This window comes from Aeromonas lusitana, assembly GCF_002812985.1.
Lineage (GTDB): Bacteria > Pseudomonadota > Gammaproteobacteria > Enterobacterales > Aeromonadaceae > Aeromonas > Aeromonas lusitana.
Genome location: NZ_PGCP01000050.1, coordinates 19723 through 36187 on the forward strand (window position 1 = coordinate 19723; position 16465 = coordinate 36187).

General features: G+C 62.7%; 12 protein-coding genes and 1 tRNA gene. All 13 read right to left on the reverse strand.

Annotated elements, in window-relative coordinates:
- Complete coding sequence (gene hypF / locus CUC44_RS20410; protein WP_100861687.1) at positions 1–2406, reverse strand: carbamoyltransferase HypF; 2406 nt, start codon at positions 2404–2406, stop codon at positions 1–3.
- A complete protein-coding gene (locus tag CUC44_RS20415) occupies positions 2403–4346 on the reverse strand; it encodes a selenocysteine-specific translation elongation factor (protein ID WP_100861688.1) in 1944 nt (647 codons plus the stop codon). Before CUC44_RS20415 ends, hypF begins: the two co-directional genes overlap by 4 nt.
- A 4-nt stretch (positions 4347–4350) precedes the next feature.
- Positions 4351–5811 carry an L-seryl-tRNA(Sec) selenium transferase gene (gene selA / locus CUC44_RS20420; RefSeq protein WP_100861689.1) on the reverse strand — a complete coding sequence of 487 codons (1461 nt, stop codon included), beginning with the start codon at positions 5809–5811 and terminating at the stop codon, positions 4351–4353.
- A gap of 200 nt (positions 5812–6011) precedes the next feature.
- Positions 6012–6103: transfer RNA gene (locus CUC44_RS21055), tRNA-Sec, on the reverse strand.
- A 202-nt stretch (positions 6104–6305) separates the two neighbouring features.
- The gene (gene hycI / locus CUC44_RS20425) at positions 6306–6797 is read right to left on the reverse strand and encodes a hydrogenase maturation peptidase HycI (protein ID WP_100861690.1); all 492 of its coding nucleotides are present in this window, start codon (positions 6795–6797) and stop codon (positions 6306–6308) included.
- Entirely contained in the window at positions 6797–7210 is a 414-nt protein-coding gene (locus CUC44_RS20430; RefSeq protein ID WP_100861691.1) for a formate hydrogenlyase maturation HycH family protein, read from the reverse strand. Before CUC44_RS20430 ends, hycI begins: the two co-directional genes overlap by 1 nt.
- On the reverse strand, positions 7203–8018 hold the full coding sequence (locus CUC44_RS20435; RefSeq protein ID WP_100861692.1) for an NADH-quinone oxidoreductase subunit B family protein: 816 nt from the start codon (positions 8016–8018) through the stop codon (positions 7203–7205). The genes CUC44_RS20430 and CUC44_RS20435 overlap by 8 nt, the downstream gene beginning before the upstream one ends.
- On the reverse strand, positions 8015–8548 hold the full coding sequence (locus tag CUC44_RS20440) for a formate hydrogenlyase complex iron-sulfur subunit (protein ID WP_100861693.1): 534 nt from the start codon (positions 8546–8548) through the stop codon (positions 8015–8017). Before CUC44_RS20440 ends, CUC44_RS20435 begins: the two co-directional genes overlap by 4 nt.
- A gap of 9 nt (positions 8549–8557) precedes the next feature.
- Complete coding sequence (locus tag CUC44_RS20445) at positions 8558–10276, reverse strand: hydrogenase large subunit (RefSeq protein ID WP_100861694.1); 1719 nt, start codon at positions 10274–10276, stop codon at positions 8558–8560.
- A gap of 50 nt (positions 10277–10326) precedes the next feature.
- Entirely contained in the window at positions 10327–11280 is a 954-nt protein-coding gene (locus tag CUC44_RS20450; protein WP_100861695.1) for a respiratory chain complex I subunit 1 family protein, read from the reverse strand.
- Between the two features lie 2 nt (positions 11281–11282).
- Positions 11283–13160, reverse strand: coding sequence for a hydrogenase 4 subunit B (gene hyfB / locus CUC44_RS20455; RefSeq protein WP_100861696.1), 1878 nt, complete (start codon positions 13158–13160; stop codon positions 11283–11285).
- Positions 13160–13816, reverse strand: a complete 657-nt coding sequence (locus CUC44_RS20460; protein WP_100861697.1) for a 4Fe-4S dicluster domain-containing protein — start codon at positions 13814–13816, stop codon at positions 13160–13162. The genes hyfB and CUC44_RS20460 overlap by 1 nt, the downstream gene beginning before the upstream one ends.
- 513 nt (positions 13817–14329) lie before the next feature.
- A complete protein-coding gene (gene kup / locus CUC44_RS20465) occupies positions 14330–16198 on the reverse strand; it encodes a low affinity potassium transporter Kup (protein ID WP_100861698.1) in 1869 nt (622 codons plus the stop codon).
- Positions 16199–16465 lie beyond the last annotated feature (267 nt).

The following is a 16465-nucleotide window of genomic DNA, read 5'->3' on the forward strand; positions in this document are numbered from 1 at the left end:
TCAGGACTCCGACACGGCGGGCAGGGCGGCCGGCCCTGGCTCCGCAAGATGATGGATGGCAAACCAGAGCTGGCCAGCGGCTATGCCGCCGTCGTTGAGCGGCAAGATCTCGCTGGTCAAGACTTCGCGCCCGGCGCTCTCGAGGCGGGGGATGAGCTGGTCCATCAGCACGCGGTTCTGGAAGACGCCGCCCCCCAGTACCACCGGGTAGGCGGGGAAGCGCTCGGCAAGGGTGGCGATAAGCTCAACGATGGCGCGGATAAAACCGGCGGCCAAGCTGGCTGTATCTACCTTATGGCGCTGCCTGAGCAGCTCGGCAAGCAGCGGCGCCCAGTCGATCAGCAGGGGGCCGCCGGCCGGCTCGGTCAGCGAGAATGTGAGCGGCCAGGGCTCGGCATCCGGGGCGAGTCGCAGGGCCGCCGCGTCCAGCAAGAGCCCCGCCTCGCCCTCGTAATCGGGCTCGTCGACAAGGCCCAAGAGGGCGGCCACGGCATCGAACAGCCGACCCATGGAGCTGGTATGGGGGGCGTTGCGACCCAGGCGCCACAGCTGGTGCAGGTTATTGAGCCGCTCTACGGGCATTTGGCTTATCACGGGAAGATCGAGGGCGCTGATCTCATCGGGAGTATGGGATTCAAACAGCAGGCCTAGCAGCTGGCGCACCGGCTCGCGGATGGCGGCCTCGCCCCCGATCAGCCGAAATGGCTTGAGGTGCGCCACTCGCTCGAAGCCCTTTATGTCGGCGATCAGCAACTCGCCGCCCCAGAGGGTGCCGTCATCCCCGAGGCCGGTGCCGTCGAAGGCAACACCCAGCACTGGCCCCCTGATGTCATGCTCGGCCATCACTCCCAGCAGATGGGCATGGTGGTGCTGCACCTCGAGGTGGCTCGCCCCCTCTGTGGCGCAGTAGTCTTTGGCCCACTGATGGCTGAGATAGCCGGGATGGCGGTCCGACACAAGCGTCTTGGGCTTGAGGTCGTAGAGGCCACAGAAAGTGTCGAGCGTCTGCTCGAAGTGCTGCTGCATCGGCAGGCTGTGCAGGTCCCCGATATAGGGGCTGTAGATCCGCTGGCGACCGAAGGCGAGCGCCAGTTGATTCTTCTGTTGGGCGCCCACCGCCAGCACGGGTTGCCCGATCGCTGTTTTCAGACTGGGGGTACAGGGGGCATAACCCCGGGCGAGGCGCAGGGTCTGGCGCCGCCCGCCCGCCCACTGCACCAGGCTGTCATCGCAGGGATGCAAGATGGGGCGATCGTGATCCAGGATGCCGTCTATCTCGGCGCCAAGCTCGGCAATTACGGCCTCGCACTCAATCAGAATGGGGCTGCCACGGGCATTGGCGCTGGTGGCGACCAGGGGGATGGCACAGGACTCCAGCAGCAGTTGATGGAGCGGGGTGTAGGGCAGCATGACGCCGAGATAGGGGATGCCGGGGGCTATCCCTTCGGCGAGGGGGATCGTACCAGGATCGGCTGCCCGCTTGCGCAGCAGGGTGATGGGGCGTGGCTGGGAGCGCAGCAGGGCCCACTCGGCCTCGCCGCCCTCCACATGCAACTTAGCTTCGTCGAGGGATCCCATCATCACCGCCAGAGGCTTGCGGGCTCGCCGCTTGAGCACGCGCAGTCGGGCAACCGCCGATTCATTTCGGGCGTCGCACATCAGGTGATAACCCCCCATTCCCTTGACCGCGATAAGCGCCCCTTCCTGCAGGGCACTGGCGGCCTGTTGCAATGCCGCGTCTCGGTTGGCCAACCCCTGACCTTCGCCATTGCGCCAGGTCAACTGAGGCCCGCAATCCGGGCAGCTTACCGGCTGGGCGTGGTAACGCCGATCCAGCGGGTCCTCATAGGCGCGAGCGCAGTTCGGGCACATGGTGAAACCCGCCATGGCGGTGTGGGGCCTGTCGTAGGGGAGGCGGCGGATAATGCTGTAGCGTGGGCCGCAGTGGGTGCAGTTGGTGAAGGGGTAGCGGTGGTGGCGATCCGCCGGGTTGGTTATGTCCCGGGCGCAGGCCTCGCACATCCCCTGATCCGGTGAGATGGCGACCGTGGCCGCGCTCTGCTGCTGGCTGGCCCTGATATGAAAGGTGCCGTCAAAGTCGGGGTCGTCATCAAGGGGGAGTTCCCGCGCACCAAAGCTATCGATACGGCTCAGCGGTGGAGCCAGTTCCCGTAGCTCGTGGGTAAAGTCTGCCAACTGGGCCGGGCTGCCTTGCACCCCTATGGTGACGCCGTTGGCATCGTTGAGCACATAGCCGGTGAGGCGATGGGAGAGCGCCAGGCCATAGACGAAGGGGCGAAAGCCGACCCCCTGCACTATGCCATCGAGGTGAAGCTCGCGGCGCAGCGAGGCAGGCTCAGGGGTAGTTGGTGATGAGTGAGTCATTGGGGCCGCTTGTGCTGTCATACCACCTCGCCCTCTGCGAACTGTCTGTCTGCCAGCTGCGCGCAAGGGGGCAGGCGTAGCACCCGCCGGTCGTTCTCTTCGCGCCGCAGCCAACCGTCCATCTCCATGCGTAGACAAAACGGAATGGCGTATTTGCGCGACAGCCCGGTGATGGCCTTGAATGCACTCATGTCGATCAGATCCCCCACCCGCTGGCTTGCCAGCACGGCCTGTACCATATGGTCATAGAGTTCGGCATCGTAGTAGATGGGCCCTTCCAGCTGTACCAGATAGGTGAGCCGCGCCAGGTTGCGCAGCTGCTTTTGCAGCGCGCCTTTTTGCCGCAACCCCTGAGGCAGGGTGAGCTGGAGCACAGGGTCTATGGCCACGCCGCCGGGGCCCAGTTTACCGGGCTCATATCCCTCCTTGCCTTGATCTCGCACCAGTTTGAGTACCAGGCGCGCCTCTTCTCCCAGCTCATCTTCCGACTCGCCGTTGCCAAGCTGCCACTTCTCGTGGTGCAGGCGGATCTGCTGCTCTTCTTTGAGTCGCAACAGCAAGCATTGGGTGAGGGCCAGCGGGATACGCAGCTTGTCGGCCAGCTCGGCGGCGCTCATCGGCTGCTGCGTTAGCGCGGTCAGCAGCGCGGCGCGGGTATCCATGAGCCAAGCGGAGTTCAGGAGCCAGTCCCCATCCTGCACTGTGCCGGAGGGCGGCTCGGTAAAGTGGCTGGCGAGGGCATAGCCATCGAGCCCCAGCTGCAGGGTGGCGGGATTGACGCCAGCGAGATCGCCCGGCAACTCGCACAGCAGGGTGTGCAGTGCCTTGCGTCTGGCGGGATGAATGTCGCCGCACCAGAGGATGCGGGCGCCGTGCAACAGTTCGCTGCTGCCGTGGCGAATGATGGCCAGCGGCTGGCCGAAGAAGCAGGGAACGGGGCTGGCAAAGATAAGCCTGGCCAGTCGGGTCTCCTTGATGGGCATCTCTTTTATCGACGCCTCTTTAATCGGCACCTCTTTGATCGGTACAAAGCGGGCCCGGCCGTGCCAGCTGCCGAGCGCCACCTCCACCTCCTGGTTGCGAAGGGAGTGGCTGCTTAGCATCTGGCCGCTGGGTTCCAGCCGCACGATCAGGTGGGTTGCCGCCTGACACGCGCCCTGGCTATGGCTGAGGCAGTGACCGCGGGCCACCTCCTTGTGGGGCACTTTTTTAAGGCCCACCGCCACCCGGCAGACGGCGCCAATCTCATCGACGCTGTGGTGATAGGCCTGCAGGGAACGTATCTGTACCTCACGGCCGGCGGGGTAGAGCCGCAGCTTGTCTCCCACCTTGAGTTGCCCCCGTTGTAGGGTGCCGGTAAGCACAGTGCCTGTACCGCTGGCGGTGAAGACCCTGTCCACATAGAGGCGGGGGGCCTGCTGCTCGCGGGCGGCTTGCCCGTCTGCCACATCCGCCAGCTGGTGGACGATGGCGGCGTGCAGGACTTCGATATTCTCGCCACTCTTGGCGCTGACGCAGACGATGTCCGGCACCATGCCGCTCTCGTCCATCACCCGCTCCAGCAGGGCTTCTTCCAGCAGCGCCAGTTCATCAGTGCTCACCAGATCGCACTTGTTGATGCAGACCAGCAGGCGCGGCACCCCCATGGCTTTGAGCAGGCGCAGGTGATCGCCGGTCATGGGCATCCAGCCCTCGTCGGCGGCGATGACCAGCAGCACCAGATCCAGGCTCCAGAGCCCGGCCACCATGTTGCGCACATAGCGCTCGTGGCCGGGCACGTCGATGACCCCTATGGTGTTGCCCTGTCCGTCGTCGAAGTGGGCGAAGCCGAGATCCTGGGTCATACCGATGGCCTGCTCGTGGGCGCGGGCGGTGATGATGCCGGTGAGGGCCTGGATCAGCAGGGTCTTACCGTGATCCACGTGGCCAGCGAGGCCGATGACGGCGCGATAGGGGCTCATGGGATCAGAGTGCCTCCCTCGAGATGCTCAAGGGATGGCCTGCCTGGGGTATTTCTATGGTTTTTTCTATGTCTTTTTCTGGTTTCAGTAGCGTTTTTAACTGTGAAATCAGCACATCCATATCGTCTTCCAGCAGTGAGGCCATGTTAAGCAGCACCTGCTGCTGGCGCACAGTCGCTATCACAGGCACCGGCAGTTCCCGCAGGGCGTCGAGCAGTTGCTGGGCGGGGCGAGAGTCAAGGCAGGCCAGCGCCGGGGCGGGGTAGAACTCGTCCGGCAGGGTGCCGCCGCCGACCACCAACTGGGCTGGCACCTGCACGAAGCAGTCGGGGAGGGCGGCCATCAGTCGCTCGGCCCTCCCTTGCATGGCGGCAGGGTTGGAGAGGGTGCGCTGGGCGATGCCGTCGCCTGCCGGGGACTTGTTGAGCTTGTGAATGAGCAGGCGTTCGAGCAAGGCGTAGACGATACGGCTCGGGCGGAAGGTACGCATCATGGGGTGTTTTTCGAGCCGCTTGATGAGATCGGCCCGGCCGCCGATGATGCCGCACTGGGGGCCCCCCAGCAGCTTGTCGCCTGAGTAACAGACCAAGTCTGCCCCCGCCTTGAGGTACTGGCGTACCGAGGTCTCATCCGGTGCGAAAGTCTCTGTGGTGAGGCCCGAACCCTGATCCACCGCCAGCACTATGTGATCCGGCAGGGCGCGAGCGACCTCGCCGATATCGGGGGATTCGGTGAAGCCGCGAATGGCGAAGTTCGATCTGTGCACCATCAGCACCAGGGCCGTCTGCTCTGTGATGGCATCGAGGTAATCCTTGGCCGTGGTGATGTTGGTGGTGCCCACCTCCACCAGGGTGGCGCCAGAGAGCGCCAGAATGTCCGGGATGCGAAAGCCGCCGCCAATCTGGATCTGCTCGCCGCGCGACACGATCACCTCACGCCCCTTGGCCATCTCTTGCAGCAGCAGGAAGAGGGAGGCGGCGTTGTTGTTCACCACCAGGGAGTCTTCGGCCTGGGTCAGGCTGGTGAGCAGGGGGGAGATCAGCCCCTTGCGGCCGCCTCGCTTGCCGGTGGCGAGATCCAGCTCCAGGTTGTTGTAACCCGTGTTGAGCTCGCGCACCTCGTCCCACAGCTCGGCATTGAGCGGTGAGCGCCCCAAATTGGTATGAACGAGCGTGCCAGTGGCGTTGATAAGCCGGGTCTGGCGCTGACGCACCAGGCGCTGGCAGCGGGCGATTATCTGCGCCTCCAGGCAGGTCTGGTCTATGCCTGTTGTGCGAAAGCCTTCGCTCTGGCGCAGCTCGCTTAAGGTCTCGCGTACTACCTGGGTCACCAGGGGGCGGCTTAAGGAGTCGATATAGGGCGCGAGAAAGGCTTGTTGCAGCAACAGTTCCACCTGGGGCAGGCGAAAATTGGGCTGGGTGCTTGGCTGATGGTCGGTGGCTGATGCTTGAGACTGGTTCGGCATGATGTTACCCGGACTGTGCTGGCGGATGCACACCGACTGGCCGATAAGATGACGACAATGGTTGGATATTCAGGCGCGAGGAAACAGCATCATCATTTAATAATTCGCAGATGCGACTGAATTAATCACAGGGCCAGGATAACCATCTGTCTATTTATATTGGCAAGCGGTATGAAGGCGTTCTATCCAATATAGAAAAGTGGCGGAAGAGGCAGGAATCGAACCTGCCAAAGCCTTCTCGGCTCACGTCGGTTTTGAAGACCGGGAGGGCCACCAGACCCCATCAACTTCCACTAATGTCGCCATTTTGTGGCACTTTTTTGTGACTGGCAACGTTTTTTTGGCCATAAAAACCTGTTATTTGGTCATTTAGTCACGAATTTCCACAAGCGTTGTTTTATATCAAAAACTGCGCAATTAGCCCGAAGTTTTTATTACCGCAACGGGCCTAACTGAAATGTAGTGAGAATTATCTTTGATAGTGCGCAGGATATTTATCTCGCGCTGTTTACATTATTCCACTGGGCGAATCGCTCTATTAACAGTTCTGTATCCTGAGCCGCTGCCAGATGCTGATGCAGATAATCCATGGCGCCGCTCACCATCTCTGTCATGGGGAAGGAAAACGCGACTATGGCCGGCTGCACCCCGACGAAGAGCACCTCGGGCACGAAGGTTTTCAGCTCGTCGATGAGAAAATTGAGCGGCATGTTGTGGGTCGAGAAGATAAACATCTCGGCGATGGTCTCAGGGGGGATCAGCTGGAGCGTCCCCGCCTTCTCGCCTATCTCGGCGGCATCCACCAGCAGCACCCGATCCGGTTGTAGCTCCCGCACCTTGTGCACCACGTTCTCCGGCGCGATGCCGCCATCGATGTGCAGCCAGCCGGGCAGGGGGCTCGCCTGCAACTTTTCCGCGAGATAAGGGCCGGCACCGTCGTCCCCCATCATGGCATTGCCCACGGTCAACACGAGATTGCGGCTCATCAGCGGCTCCTTATCATCAGGTACATATGGGGATCGTTATACAGCGCGGTGAGCTGGTCCATGAAGGTGTCGGTCCAGCCCAGCTCAGACTCGCTGAGCCGCCCCTCGGCCTTGCGCAGCCGATCGAAGGCGCAGGCCAGCATGTGGCAGTGTTCCCGATAGACGGTGATCTCGCTGAAGGTGAGAAAACCCTCCATCTTGCGCCGTGCCTCGCTGCCTGCCGGCAGTTTGGCGACCCAGTTGCGGTAGCCATCTTGCGAGCAGACCAGGTCTGCCCGGAGGCAATCGACGATGCCGAGGTGGTGACCGATGGCGAGGCTGTAGTACATCACCTCTTTGGCCTCCTCGGGCACGTCGAACTGCTCATCCACGAACTTGCGGGAGAGGCGATAGAAGAAGACCTGGTCAGCCATGGGCGACCTCTTTCTTGCCCGCACCCCGGTTGAGGCAGGCGCTGGCCAGGTTGTTGACGATCTCCGACAGGCGCGGGTCATCGTGCTGCTGCAGATAGCCCTGGATGCGCAGGTCCACGTCCTGCTGGGTCGCCCCCTCGAGCAGTGCCATAAATTCGTCGGCTATGATGCGACCCTGGCGGTAGCCCGCCATACGGCGCGCCTCGCGCTCTATCATCACCCGTATCTCGTTCGGGATGCCGGTGTGGCGCAGCTCGACCCGCTCACCCGCCGCCACTTCGTGGCTGGTGGCTTTCAGTTTTTGCTCCAGCAGACCCAAGGCGACCGCGAAGCCATAGATGGTCGCCGCCGGGGTGGGGGGGCAGCCGGGAATGTAGACATCCACCGGCACTATCTTGTCGGTGCCGCCCCAGACGCAGTAGAGATCGTGGAAGATGCCGCCGTCGCAGCCACAGGCGCCGTAGGCGATGCAGATCTTGGGATCCGGGGCCGCCTCGTAGGCGCGCAGGGCCGGCACCCGCATGGCCCGGGTCACGGCGCCGGTGAACAGCAGGATATCGGCGTGGCGCGGAGAGGCGACCACCTTGATGCCGAAGCGCTCGGCGTCAAACACAGGTGTGATGGTGGCGAAGATCTCGATCTCGCAGGCGTTGCAGCCGCCGCAATCCACCCGGTAGACATAGGCCGAGCGGCGAATGTCTTTGAGCAATGTCTTCTTGAGGCGCGCTATCTCGGGATCCTGCGCCAAGGGCACGGCGCGGCTATGGGCATCGCCGATAATGGGCTCTATGCCTTTGATTTGGCTCATCGGATCCACTCCTGTTGGGCAGTTGACCGAGCGGGCTGGTTCAACATGCTCTGTTTGCGTTTGCACTCGGGGCAGTGGTGCAACCGCTCTGGCGTGGCCAGCGGTGTCCCTGCCTGCTTGAGGGTGTCTTCCACCAGGGCTACCAGTCTGGCGGGGGCGAAGAAGCTGCCGCACAGCTCGCAGGGGGCCAGGGAGAAGCGGGCCTCCTCGTAGAGATCGGCCTTGTTGGTCACCGCCAGCTCGAAGTTCGGGGAGAGTGAAATGGCGTGGGTCGGGCACACTTCCTCGCAGCGGCCGCAGAAGATGCAACGCGCCATGGAGAGCTCCCAGCGCCGCTCGCCGGTTTCCATGTCGGTTTCCATGATGAGGGCGTTGGCCGGGCAGGCCTTGGTGCAGGCAGCGCAAGCGATGCACTGGCTAGCCTGGTATTCCGGTTTGCCACGAAAGTCCCGGTTCACCTCAAAGGGGGCGAAGGGGTACCTGGCCGCCGGCGTACCGGCCTTCAGGATGGTCTTGAACAGCTTGATCATGATGGCCCCTTATTTGAGCGGAGAGTGCTTGCGATTGATGCCGTAGCGCTCGATCTCCTTGTAGGAGACCACGGTGGACTTGCCCTTCTTCGGATCGACCAGGGTGACCCGGTCGGTGCAGGAGTAGCAGGGATCCAGGCTGCCGATGATGAGGGGCGCATCCGCCACAGTATTGCCCCGCAGCATGTAGCGCAGGGCCGGCCAGTTGGCGTAGGTGGCGGCGCGGCAGCGCCAGCGAAACAGCTTCTGGTTGTCTCCCGTCATGCTCCAGTGCACGTTCTCGCCGCGGGGGGCCTCGGTGAAGCCGAGGGCAAACTTGCCCGGCTGATAGGTGAAGCCTTCGGTGAGCAAGGGGCCTTCCGGCAGGTGCTCCAGGCCGAACTCAATCATGTTCAGGGAGTCGTAGAGCTCGTGGATGCGCACCAGCACTCTGGATTGCACGTCGCAACCGGCGAGGCTCTGGATCTCCATGGGGAGCTCCCGGTAGGCCGCGAAGTCGTGCACCCGGCGCACGTCGCGCTTGAAGCCGCTCGCCCGCACCATGGGGCCGACGCAGCTGAAATCTCGCGCTACTTGTGGATCCAGCCGGCCAATCCCCACCAGACGGGAGGAGATGTTGGCGGTATCGAGCAGCATGGCCACCAGGGGTTTGAGCTCATCACGGAGTTCGCGCACCAGCTGGGCTCCCTTGATGCGGTCTTCCTTGAAGATGTCCCGGCGCACCCCGCCGATGAGGTTGAGGCCGTAGGTCTTGCGGGCGCCGGTGAGCAGCTCGGCCAGGGTCATGGATTTCTCCCGCACCCGGAAGAACTGCATGAAGCCGGTGTCGAAACCGGTGAAGTGGCTCGACAGGCCGATGTTGAGGATGTGGCTGTGCAGGCGCTCCACCTCCAGCAGCACGGCGCGGATCATCTTGGCCCGCTCCGGCACGGGGATGCCCATGGCGTTCTCCACCGAGGTGGTGTAGGCGACGCTGTGGGTGAAGCCGCAGATGCCGCACACCCGATCGGTCAGGAAAGCCACCTCGTTATAGCCCATGCGGGTCTCGGCCAGCTTCTCCATGCCGCGGTGGACATAAAACAGCCGGTAGTCGGCATCTATGATGTCTTCGCCATCCACGAACAGCCGAAAATGGCCCGGCTCGTCCGAGGTGATGTGCAGCGGACCGACCGGCACGATGCGATTGGCATCGCTCCCCAGCTCGTTGACGAAGGGGTAGGTCTCGGTCTCTGTGGTGGGCACGGGACGCTGGCGGTAATCCATGGCGTCCTTGCGAAGCGGGTGGATATCTTCCGGCCAGTCGTCCGGCAGCACCAGCCGGCGCTCATCCGGCAGGCCCACGGCGGTGAGGCCGTACATGTCGCGGATCTCCCGCTCCCCCCACACCGCCGCCGGAATGGTCGGGGTGATGGAGGGGTATTCCTGCTCGATGGCGTTGACCAGCACCTTGACTGTGATCCAGCTCCTGGTGTCGGCCTCCATGGAGAAGACGTGGTAGACGGCGAAATGGCCATTGAGGCTGCGCTCGTCATTGGCAAAGGAGACCGACAGCCAGCCGCCGAGTTTGTGGAACAAGATGCTGGTGAGTGCCACCAGATCAGTGGGTTTGACTGTGAGGGTGGCCTGATCGGCGGTCTGCCACTGCTCGTCCGTGATGGCGTGGGGCAGTTGCTGTCGCAATTGCTGGATGTAGTCGCAGCCGATGCGATCTGAGATGGCGATGGTCATGCAGTGGTCTCGTTAAAGGCGGAAAAATGAAAGATGAAGGCGGGCATGACTCATACCCCGACCAGATAGGCTAGCAGGGCCAAGAGGGCGAGCCCCAAGCCATAGCGGGTCAGCCTGTGGGTGCGCACGAACTGGGTGCGGGCCATGGCGTTTTCGATGATGCCGGCGAGGGCAAAGGCCACCACCAGCTTGCACAGCAGGATGAGCGCAGCCATGGCGAGCGCCGGCAGGCTCCAGTTCGCCGCCTTGCCAAAGGGCAGGAAGATGACCAAAAAGAGCTGCACAACGACAAGCTGCTTGAGGCCAATGCCGAGTTTGAACAGGGCGAGGCCGGCGCCCGAGTACTCGGTGAGCGGCCCCTCCTGCAACTCCTGTTCGGCTTCGGCGCAGTCGAAGGGCAGCTTGCCCATCTCCACGAAGACCGCGAAGGCGCAGGCGGCCCCCGCCAGCAGGGTGGCGATGGGGGCGGCCAGCGGCTGGGTCGCCACATAGGTGCTGATGTTGCCGAGATCCGAGCTGCCCACCATCATCGCCATGATGAAGCAGGCCAGTACCAGAATGGGTTCGGCCAGGATGCCGAGGGTCAGCTCCCGGCGAGCACCTATGCTGGCAAACATGCTGCCGCTGTCGAGCCCGGTGAGGGCGAAGAAGAAGCGGAAGATGGCGAACAGATAGATGTCGGTGATGAGATCCCCGGCGATGGGGAAGGGTGACTCGTGAGTCAGGGTCGGCAGCGCCATGGCCACCAACAGCAGGGTGGCGATGAGCAGGGAGGGCGTCAGGTTGAAGAGGATGCCGGCAGGCTCCGGCGTCACCTCCTGGCGGCGCAGCAGTTTGCCGATGTCCCGGTAATCCTGCAGCAGGCCCGGTCCCTGGCGCGAGTGCATCTTGGCCCGCAGCACACGGTTAAAACCGGTGGCGAGCGGCGCCAGCGCCAGCATGGCGAGGGCCTGGGTGAGGGCGAGGGCGACCATGCCCCAGCTTGGCATTTCGAGAACAGGCATGATCAGACTCCTACGGCCATCAGGATAAAGAGCGCCAGCACCAGGCCATGAAGCAGCCAGCCTGCGACGGACGGTGATTCACTCACCCCGTGCAGCGGGGTTGCCACATCGAGGTGTGGCTGCTGCCGATAGAGGGGCGCGCACAGCTGGCGCAGGGTATGGGTGACAGCGCCTGAGGTGAGGCTCATGCGCTCCTCGTAGGCGTAACCACAGGCCCAGGGCGTACCGGCGTGACGGCGACCGAGCTTGGGCCCCTTGAACAGAGCGAGCAAGAGCAATGGGATCAGGAAGAGGCCAATCAAAGTAATGGCAATCACCGGCGGGGAGAGGACGGCCTGACTGCTATCGAGCGGCAGCAGGGTCGCGCCGGTTGCCACAGTGCTGGTCAGCTGATGTGCGACAAGGGCCTGACCGTAACCGTTGACCAGGGGGGCAATCCAGGGGGCGCCGAGGCCCAGCACCAGACAGACGGCGGCCAGCAGCAGGGTGCCGGCCACCATGGCGCCCGGCACTTCGCGGGCCTGGCTCGCTTTTTCGCTGCGCGGGGCGCCGCAGAAGCAGATGCCGTAGACCTTGACGAAGCACATCACCGCCATGGCGCCGGTCACCGCCAGCATCACCACGGCGAGTGGAGCAACGACCGAGGTGCCGAGCTTGGTCATGCTGAGCAGGGCCTGATAGATAAACCACTCGCTGACGAAACCGTTGAGCGGTGGCAGCGCCGAGATGGCCATGGCGCCGATGAGAAACGCCAGCGCCGTCCAGGGCATCAGCTTGGCGAGGCCCCCCATCTTGTCCATGTCACGGGTGTGCAGGCGGAACATCACCGAGCCGGTGCCCATAAACAGCAGGCTCTTGAAGATGGCGTGGTTGAGCAGGTGATAGAGGGCGCCGAGCAGCCCCAGTACCACTAGCGTGGGTTGCTGGCTCGCGAGGCCAATCATGCCGATCCCCATCCCCATCAGGATGATGCCGATGTTCTCCACCGTGTGGTAGGCGAGCAGCCGCTTGAGATCGTGTTCGGCCAGTGCAAACAGCACCCCTAGCACCGCCGAGCAGGCGCCGAAGATCAGCACCATGTAGCCCCACCAGAGCTGGCTGGCGCCGAGAAAGTCGATGGCGACCCGCAGAATACCGAATAGACCGAGCTTCACCATGACGCCGGACATCAGCGCCGAGATATGAGAGGGGGCGACGGGCTCGGCCACCGGCAGCCAGCCGTGCAGGGGCACGAAACCGGCGCGTAGGCCAAAGCCGCAGAAGCTCAGCAGGAACACCAGGGAGGCGAGGGTGCCGGCCAGGTGCTGTTCACGCAGGGCGCTGAACTCCAGACTGCCGCTCTCACGGCAGAGCAGCCAGAAGGCCACGAGCACCAGCGCCATGCCGATATGGTTCATGACCAGATACAGTCGGCTCTGTTTGGCGGCGTCAGGATTGCGTTTGACCAGCCAGTAGCTGGTGAGGGTCACCAGCTCATAGCAGAGCAAAAAGCCCAGCGCATTGTCGGCCAGCACCATGCCCACCATGGCGAACAGGAAGAGGTTCATCAGCACGCCGATGGAAACGTCCCCCTTGCCTTGGTATTCCCTGATATAGGCAAACGAATAGAGAGACACGGCGGTGCCAACCAGGGTGATTACCAGCAGCATCAGGGCGGCGAGCATATCGAGGTGCACCGAGCCCAGCAGCCAGAGCTGGCCGTCAAGCGGCGCGCCCGAGGCGAGGGCCTGCACGGTGACCATCACACCGGCCAGGGAGCCGAGCAGGGCAAAGCCGCTATTGAGGCGATTGGCGAGTGGCGGCTGTTTTTGCAGCAAGAAGCCGGCGGCGGCGCCCAGCAAGAAGAGCAGCAAGATGCCCGGGATCCATGAAGGCAACATCAGCATTCTCCCTGTCGGGTCGTGGCGGCCTTGGCCGAACAAGAGGTGGCAAAGCTCGAGGCCAGCTCGGGATGGGCGCTGGCCGCCTGCAGACGGCGCTCGCGGGCGAGGCGAGCGGTTTCGCCTTCGTTAACCAAGGTCAGTGCCTGGGAGGGGCAGGCTTCGATGCAGGCCGGGCCTTCTTCGCGAAAGGCGCAGAGATCGCATTTGACCGCAATGGCGCGCACGCCGGGCTCCCAGCTCAGCAGATCCGAGCCAAAGGTACTGAGCCCCGCCGAGGTGGACGGGTTGCTGGAGCGGATGCTGCAGGGGATATAGGTGTCGTAGCTGTTGGACATGGCCACCGGCCGGCTGCCACCGCTCTGGATGGCGCCAAACGGGCAGGCCACGGCGCACAGGTTGCAGCCGATGCAGAGGGATTCGTTCAGTTGCACGCTGTCGTCGGTCTGGCGGATGGCCTCGACCGGGCAGACCTTGATGCAGGGGGCGTCTTCACAGTGACGGCACTGAACCGGCATGGTCGCCTGCTCGTGTCGCATGACGGTTAATCGGGGGGCCTGTTGCAAACCCTTGGCCTTGTGAACCGTGCTGCAGGCGGCCATACAGGTGCCACAACCGATACAAAGTTTGGGATCAGCGATAACGAAGCGGTTCATAGCCTACCTTGTCGTGTCGCGAACGGAGAAAGTAGGGGCAGGTTGGCAAAATGCGGGCCAAATCGAGTTGGCCTATGAGAATGATTTCAAGTGGCTGTTTTAACTGAATTTAAATTTGAGTGGCAAGAGATGACGACGGCGCCCTTGGGTGTCGAACCGTGACGTTCGTCACTTGTGACGAAGGGTGGGAGAGAGTTCGTCACCCCGGAAAAGTGGTATCGACAGGGAGCGATTGGGGGCAGTAAGTAGGGGGCAATGAACGCAGTGAATTGCACCCCCTTACACAATATCTGCGCACGCAATATCTACATGCAATGCGCGGCGCTTATTAGATCCTGCGGATCTGCGAGCATCAGCGCTTTGCTCCCTTCTCCCCTTGCGGGAGAAGGGTTGGGGATGAGGGGCTACATCGTCTTCCCCCGTGGTTAACGGCAAACAAAGAGGGAGGCCTATGCCTCCCTCTTTTTGTCTGGTGCGTTCGATTACGCTTCGCTAATCGAACCTGCCACTCCATCAGATATCCACTTGCGAGCCGAGCTCAATCACCCGGTTGGGCGGTATCTCGAACTGATCCGGTGCGCGCAGGGCGTTGCGTTGCAGCAGCATAAACAGCTTGCCGCGCAGATAGAGGTACCAGGGGCGCTCCCGCATGATGAGGGACTCGTGGGCCATGAAGAAGGAGGTCTCCATCATGCGGCAGCTCAGGCCTTCTGCGTTGCAGCGATGGAAGATCTCCTCCACGTTCGGGGTCTCGCGCCAGCCGTAGCTCGCCACTACCCGCCAGAAGGTGGGGGAGAGCTGCTCGATGCAGACCCGGCGCACGTTGTGAACGTAGGGCGCATCCTCCACCTTCAGGGTCAGCAGTATGATGCGCTCGTGCAGCACCTTGTTGTGCTTGAGGTTATGCAAGAGCGCATGGGGGATCACGTTGATCACCCGCGACATATAGACGGCGGTGCCCGCCACCCGGGTCGGCGGGGATTTTTCCAAGGATGCGATCATGGGATCCAGCGAGTTGCCGTGCTCGTTGAGACGGCGAATAAGCTGGAAACGCTCGCTCTTCCAGCTGGTCATGATGGTGAACATCACGGCCCCCAGGGTCAGCGGCAGCCAGCCGCCGGAGACGATCTTGGCGAGGTTCGCGGTAAACAGCGGCACGTCGATGGCGAGCAGCAGGGCGAGCAGGCCAGCCACCAGATACTTGTTCCAGTGCCAGCTGTTCTTGGCCACCGAGCACGAGAGGATGGTGGTCAGCACCATGGTGCCGGTCACGGCGATGCCATAGGCCGCCGCCAGATTGCTGGAGTGCTCGAAGCTCACAATCACGATCACCACGGACACATAGAGCATCCAGTTGATGACCGGAATGTAGATCTGCCCCGACTCCTGCTCCGAGGTGTGCACGATGCGGATGGGTGAGAGATAACCGAGCCGCACCGCCTGACGGGTCAGGGAGAAGACCCCGGAGATCACCGCCTGGGAGGCAATCACGGTGGCCAGAGTCGCGAGCAGCAAGAGCGGCAGCAGCGCCCATTGGGGGGCGAGCAGGAAGAAGGGGTTGGCGATGGCCTCGGGGTCACGCAGCAGCAGGGCGCCCTGGCCGAAGTAGTTGAGCACAAGGGATGGCAGCACCACCATAAACCAGGCGCGCTGGATGGGGAGCTTGCCAAAGTGGCCCATGTCGGCGTAGAGCGCCTCCACCCCTGTGATGGCCAGCACCACGGCGCCGAGGGCAAAGAAGGAGGTGAGCTGATACTCCATAAAGAAGCGCAGCGCCCAGACGGGGTTGAGCGCCCCCAGCACCTCGGGGTTCTGGAAGATGCTGCGAAGGCCCAGCGCCGCCAGGGTCAGGAACCAGAGCAGCATGATGGGGGCAAACAGCTTGCCCACGGTGGCGGTGCCGTGCTTTTGAATGGCAAACAGCAGGGTCAATACCAGCACAGAGAGTGGCACTATGTAGGCGTCGAGGGAGGGCGCCACGATTTTGAGCCCCTCGATGGCCGACATCACCGACATGGCGGGGGTGATCACCACCTCGCCATAGAAGAAGCTGCCGCCAATGAGCCCCAGGATAATCAGCGCCGGGGCCCATTTCTGTGAGCTGTTGCGGGTCGCCAGCGACATCAGGGTCAAGATGCCCCCCTCACCTGCGTTATCGGCCCGCATCACGAAGGAGAGGTACTTGAGCGAGACCACCAGGATCAGCAGCCAGAAGATCAGGGAGAGAAAGCCCAGGATGGAGGCGGGTTCGACCCCGAAGCCAAACTGGCCGGAGAGGCACTCGCGCAGGGTATAGAGCGGGCTGGTGCCGATATCGCCATAGACCACGCCGATCGCCGCAAGCGTCACGCCGGAGAGGGCCGGTTTGTTAGTGCAGTTCATAAAATTTTCTTGTCAGAGTGTCGCCGGCGGCTGCCAGCGCAGGGGCCCCGCACTATCGGACGTTCACCGGTAGTCGTTCGGGAGGGTATTCAAGGTGCTTGGAAGGGACATTAACTTGATAGAAGGAATAGGCTCATCATGGACACAGTCTGTTCATCTGCGATTCAGCTCATGATGACACAGACCCTGTGGGAATAGGTGCTGGTTTAAATAATCAAAATACCATTTCGAGTGAGCCTATTAATTGGCCGCCGATTAAAACAAGGT

Coding starts and splice junctions, on each gene's coding strand:
- hyfB (WP_100861696.1), bottom strand. CDS start 13,160: ATGTTGCCTTCATGGATCCCGGGCATCTTGCTGCTCTTCTTGCTGGGC.
- CUC44_RS20445 (WP_100861694.1), bottom strand. CDS start 10,276: ATGACCATCGCCATCTCAGATCGCATCGGCTGCGACTACATCCAGCAA.
- selA (WP_100861689.1), bottom strand. CDS start 5,811: ATGCCGAACCAGTCTCAAGCATCAGCCACCGACCATCAGCCAAGCACC.
- CUC44_RS20435 (WP_100861692.1), bottom strand. CDS start 8,018: ATGAGCCAAATCAAAGGCATAGAGCCCATTATCGGCGATGCCCATAGC.
- kup (WP_100861698.1), bottom strand. CDS start 16,198: ATGAACTGCACTAACAAACCGGCCCTCTCCGGCGTGACGCTTGCGGCG.
- CUC44_RS20430 (WP_100861691.1), bottom strand. CDS start 7,210: ATGGCTGACCAGGTCTTCTTCTATCGCCTCTCCCGCAAGTTCGTGGAT.
- CUC44_RS20450 (WP_100861695.1), bottom strand. CDS start 11,280: ATGCCTGTTCTCGAAATGCCAAGCTGGGGCATGGTCGCCCTCGCCCTC.
- CUC44_RS20415 (WP_100861688.1), bottom strand. CDS start 4,346: ATGAGCCCCTATCGCGCCGTCATCGGCCTCGCTGGCCACGTGGATCAC.
- hycI (WP_100861690.1), bottom strand. CDS start 6,797: ATGAGCCGCAATCTCGTGTTGACCGTGGGCAATGCCATGATGGGGGAC.
- CUC44_RS20460 (WP_100861697.1), bottom strand. CDS start 13,816: ATGAACCGCTTCGTTATCGCTGATCCCAAACTTTGTATCGGTTGTGGC.
- CUC44_RS20440 (WP_100861693.1), bottom strand. CDS start 8,548: ATGATCAAGCTGTTCAAGACCATCCTGAAGGCCGGTACGCCGGCGGCC.
- hypF (WP_100861687.1), bottom strand. CDS start 2,406: ATGACAGCACAAGCGGCCCCAATGACTCACTCATCACCAACTACCCCT.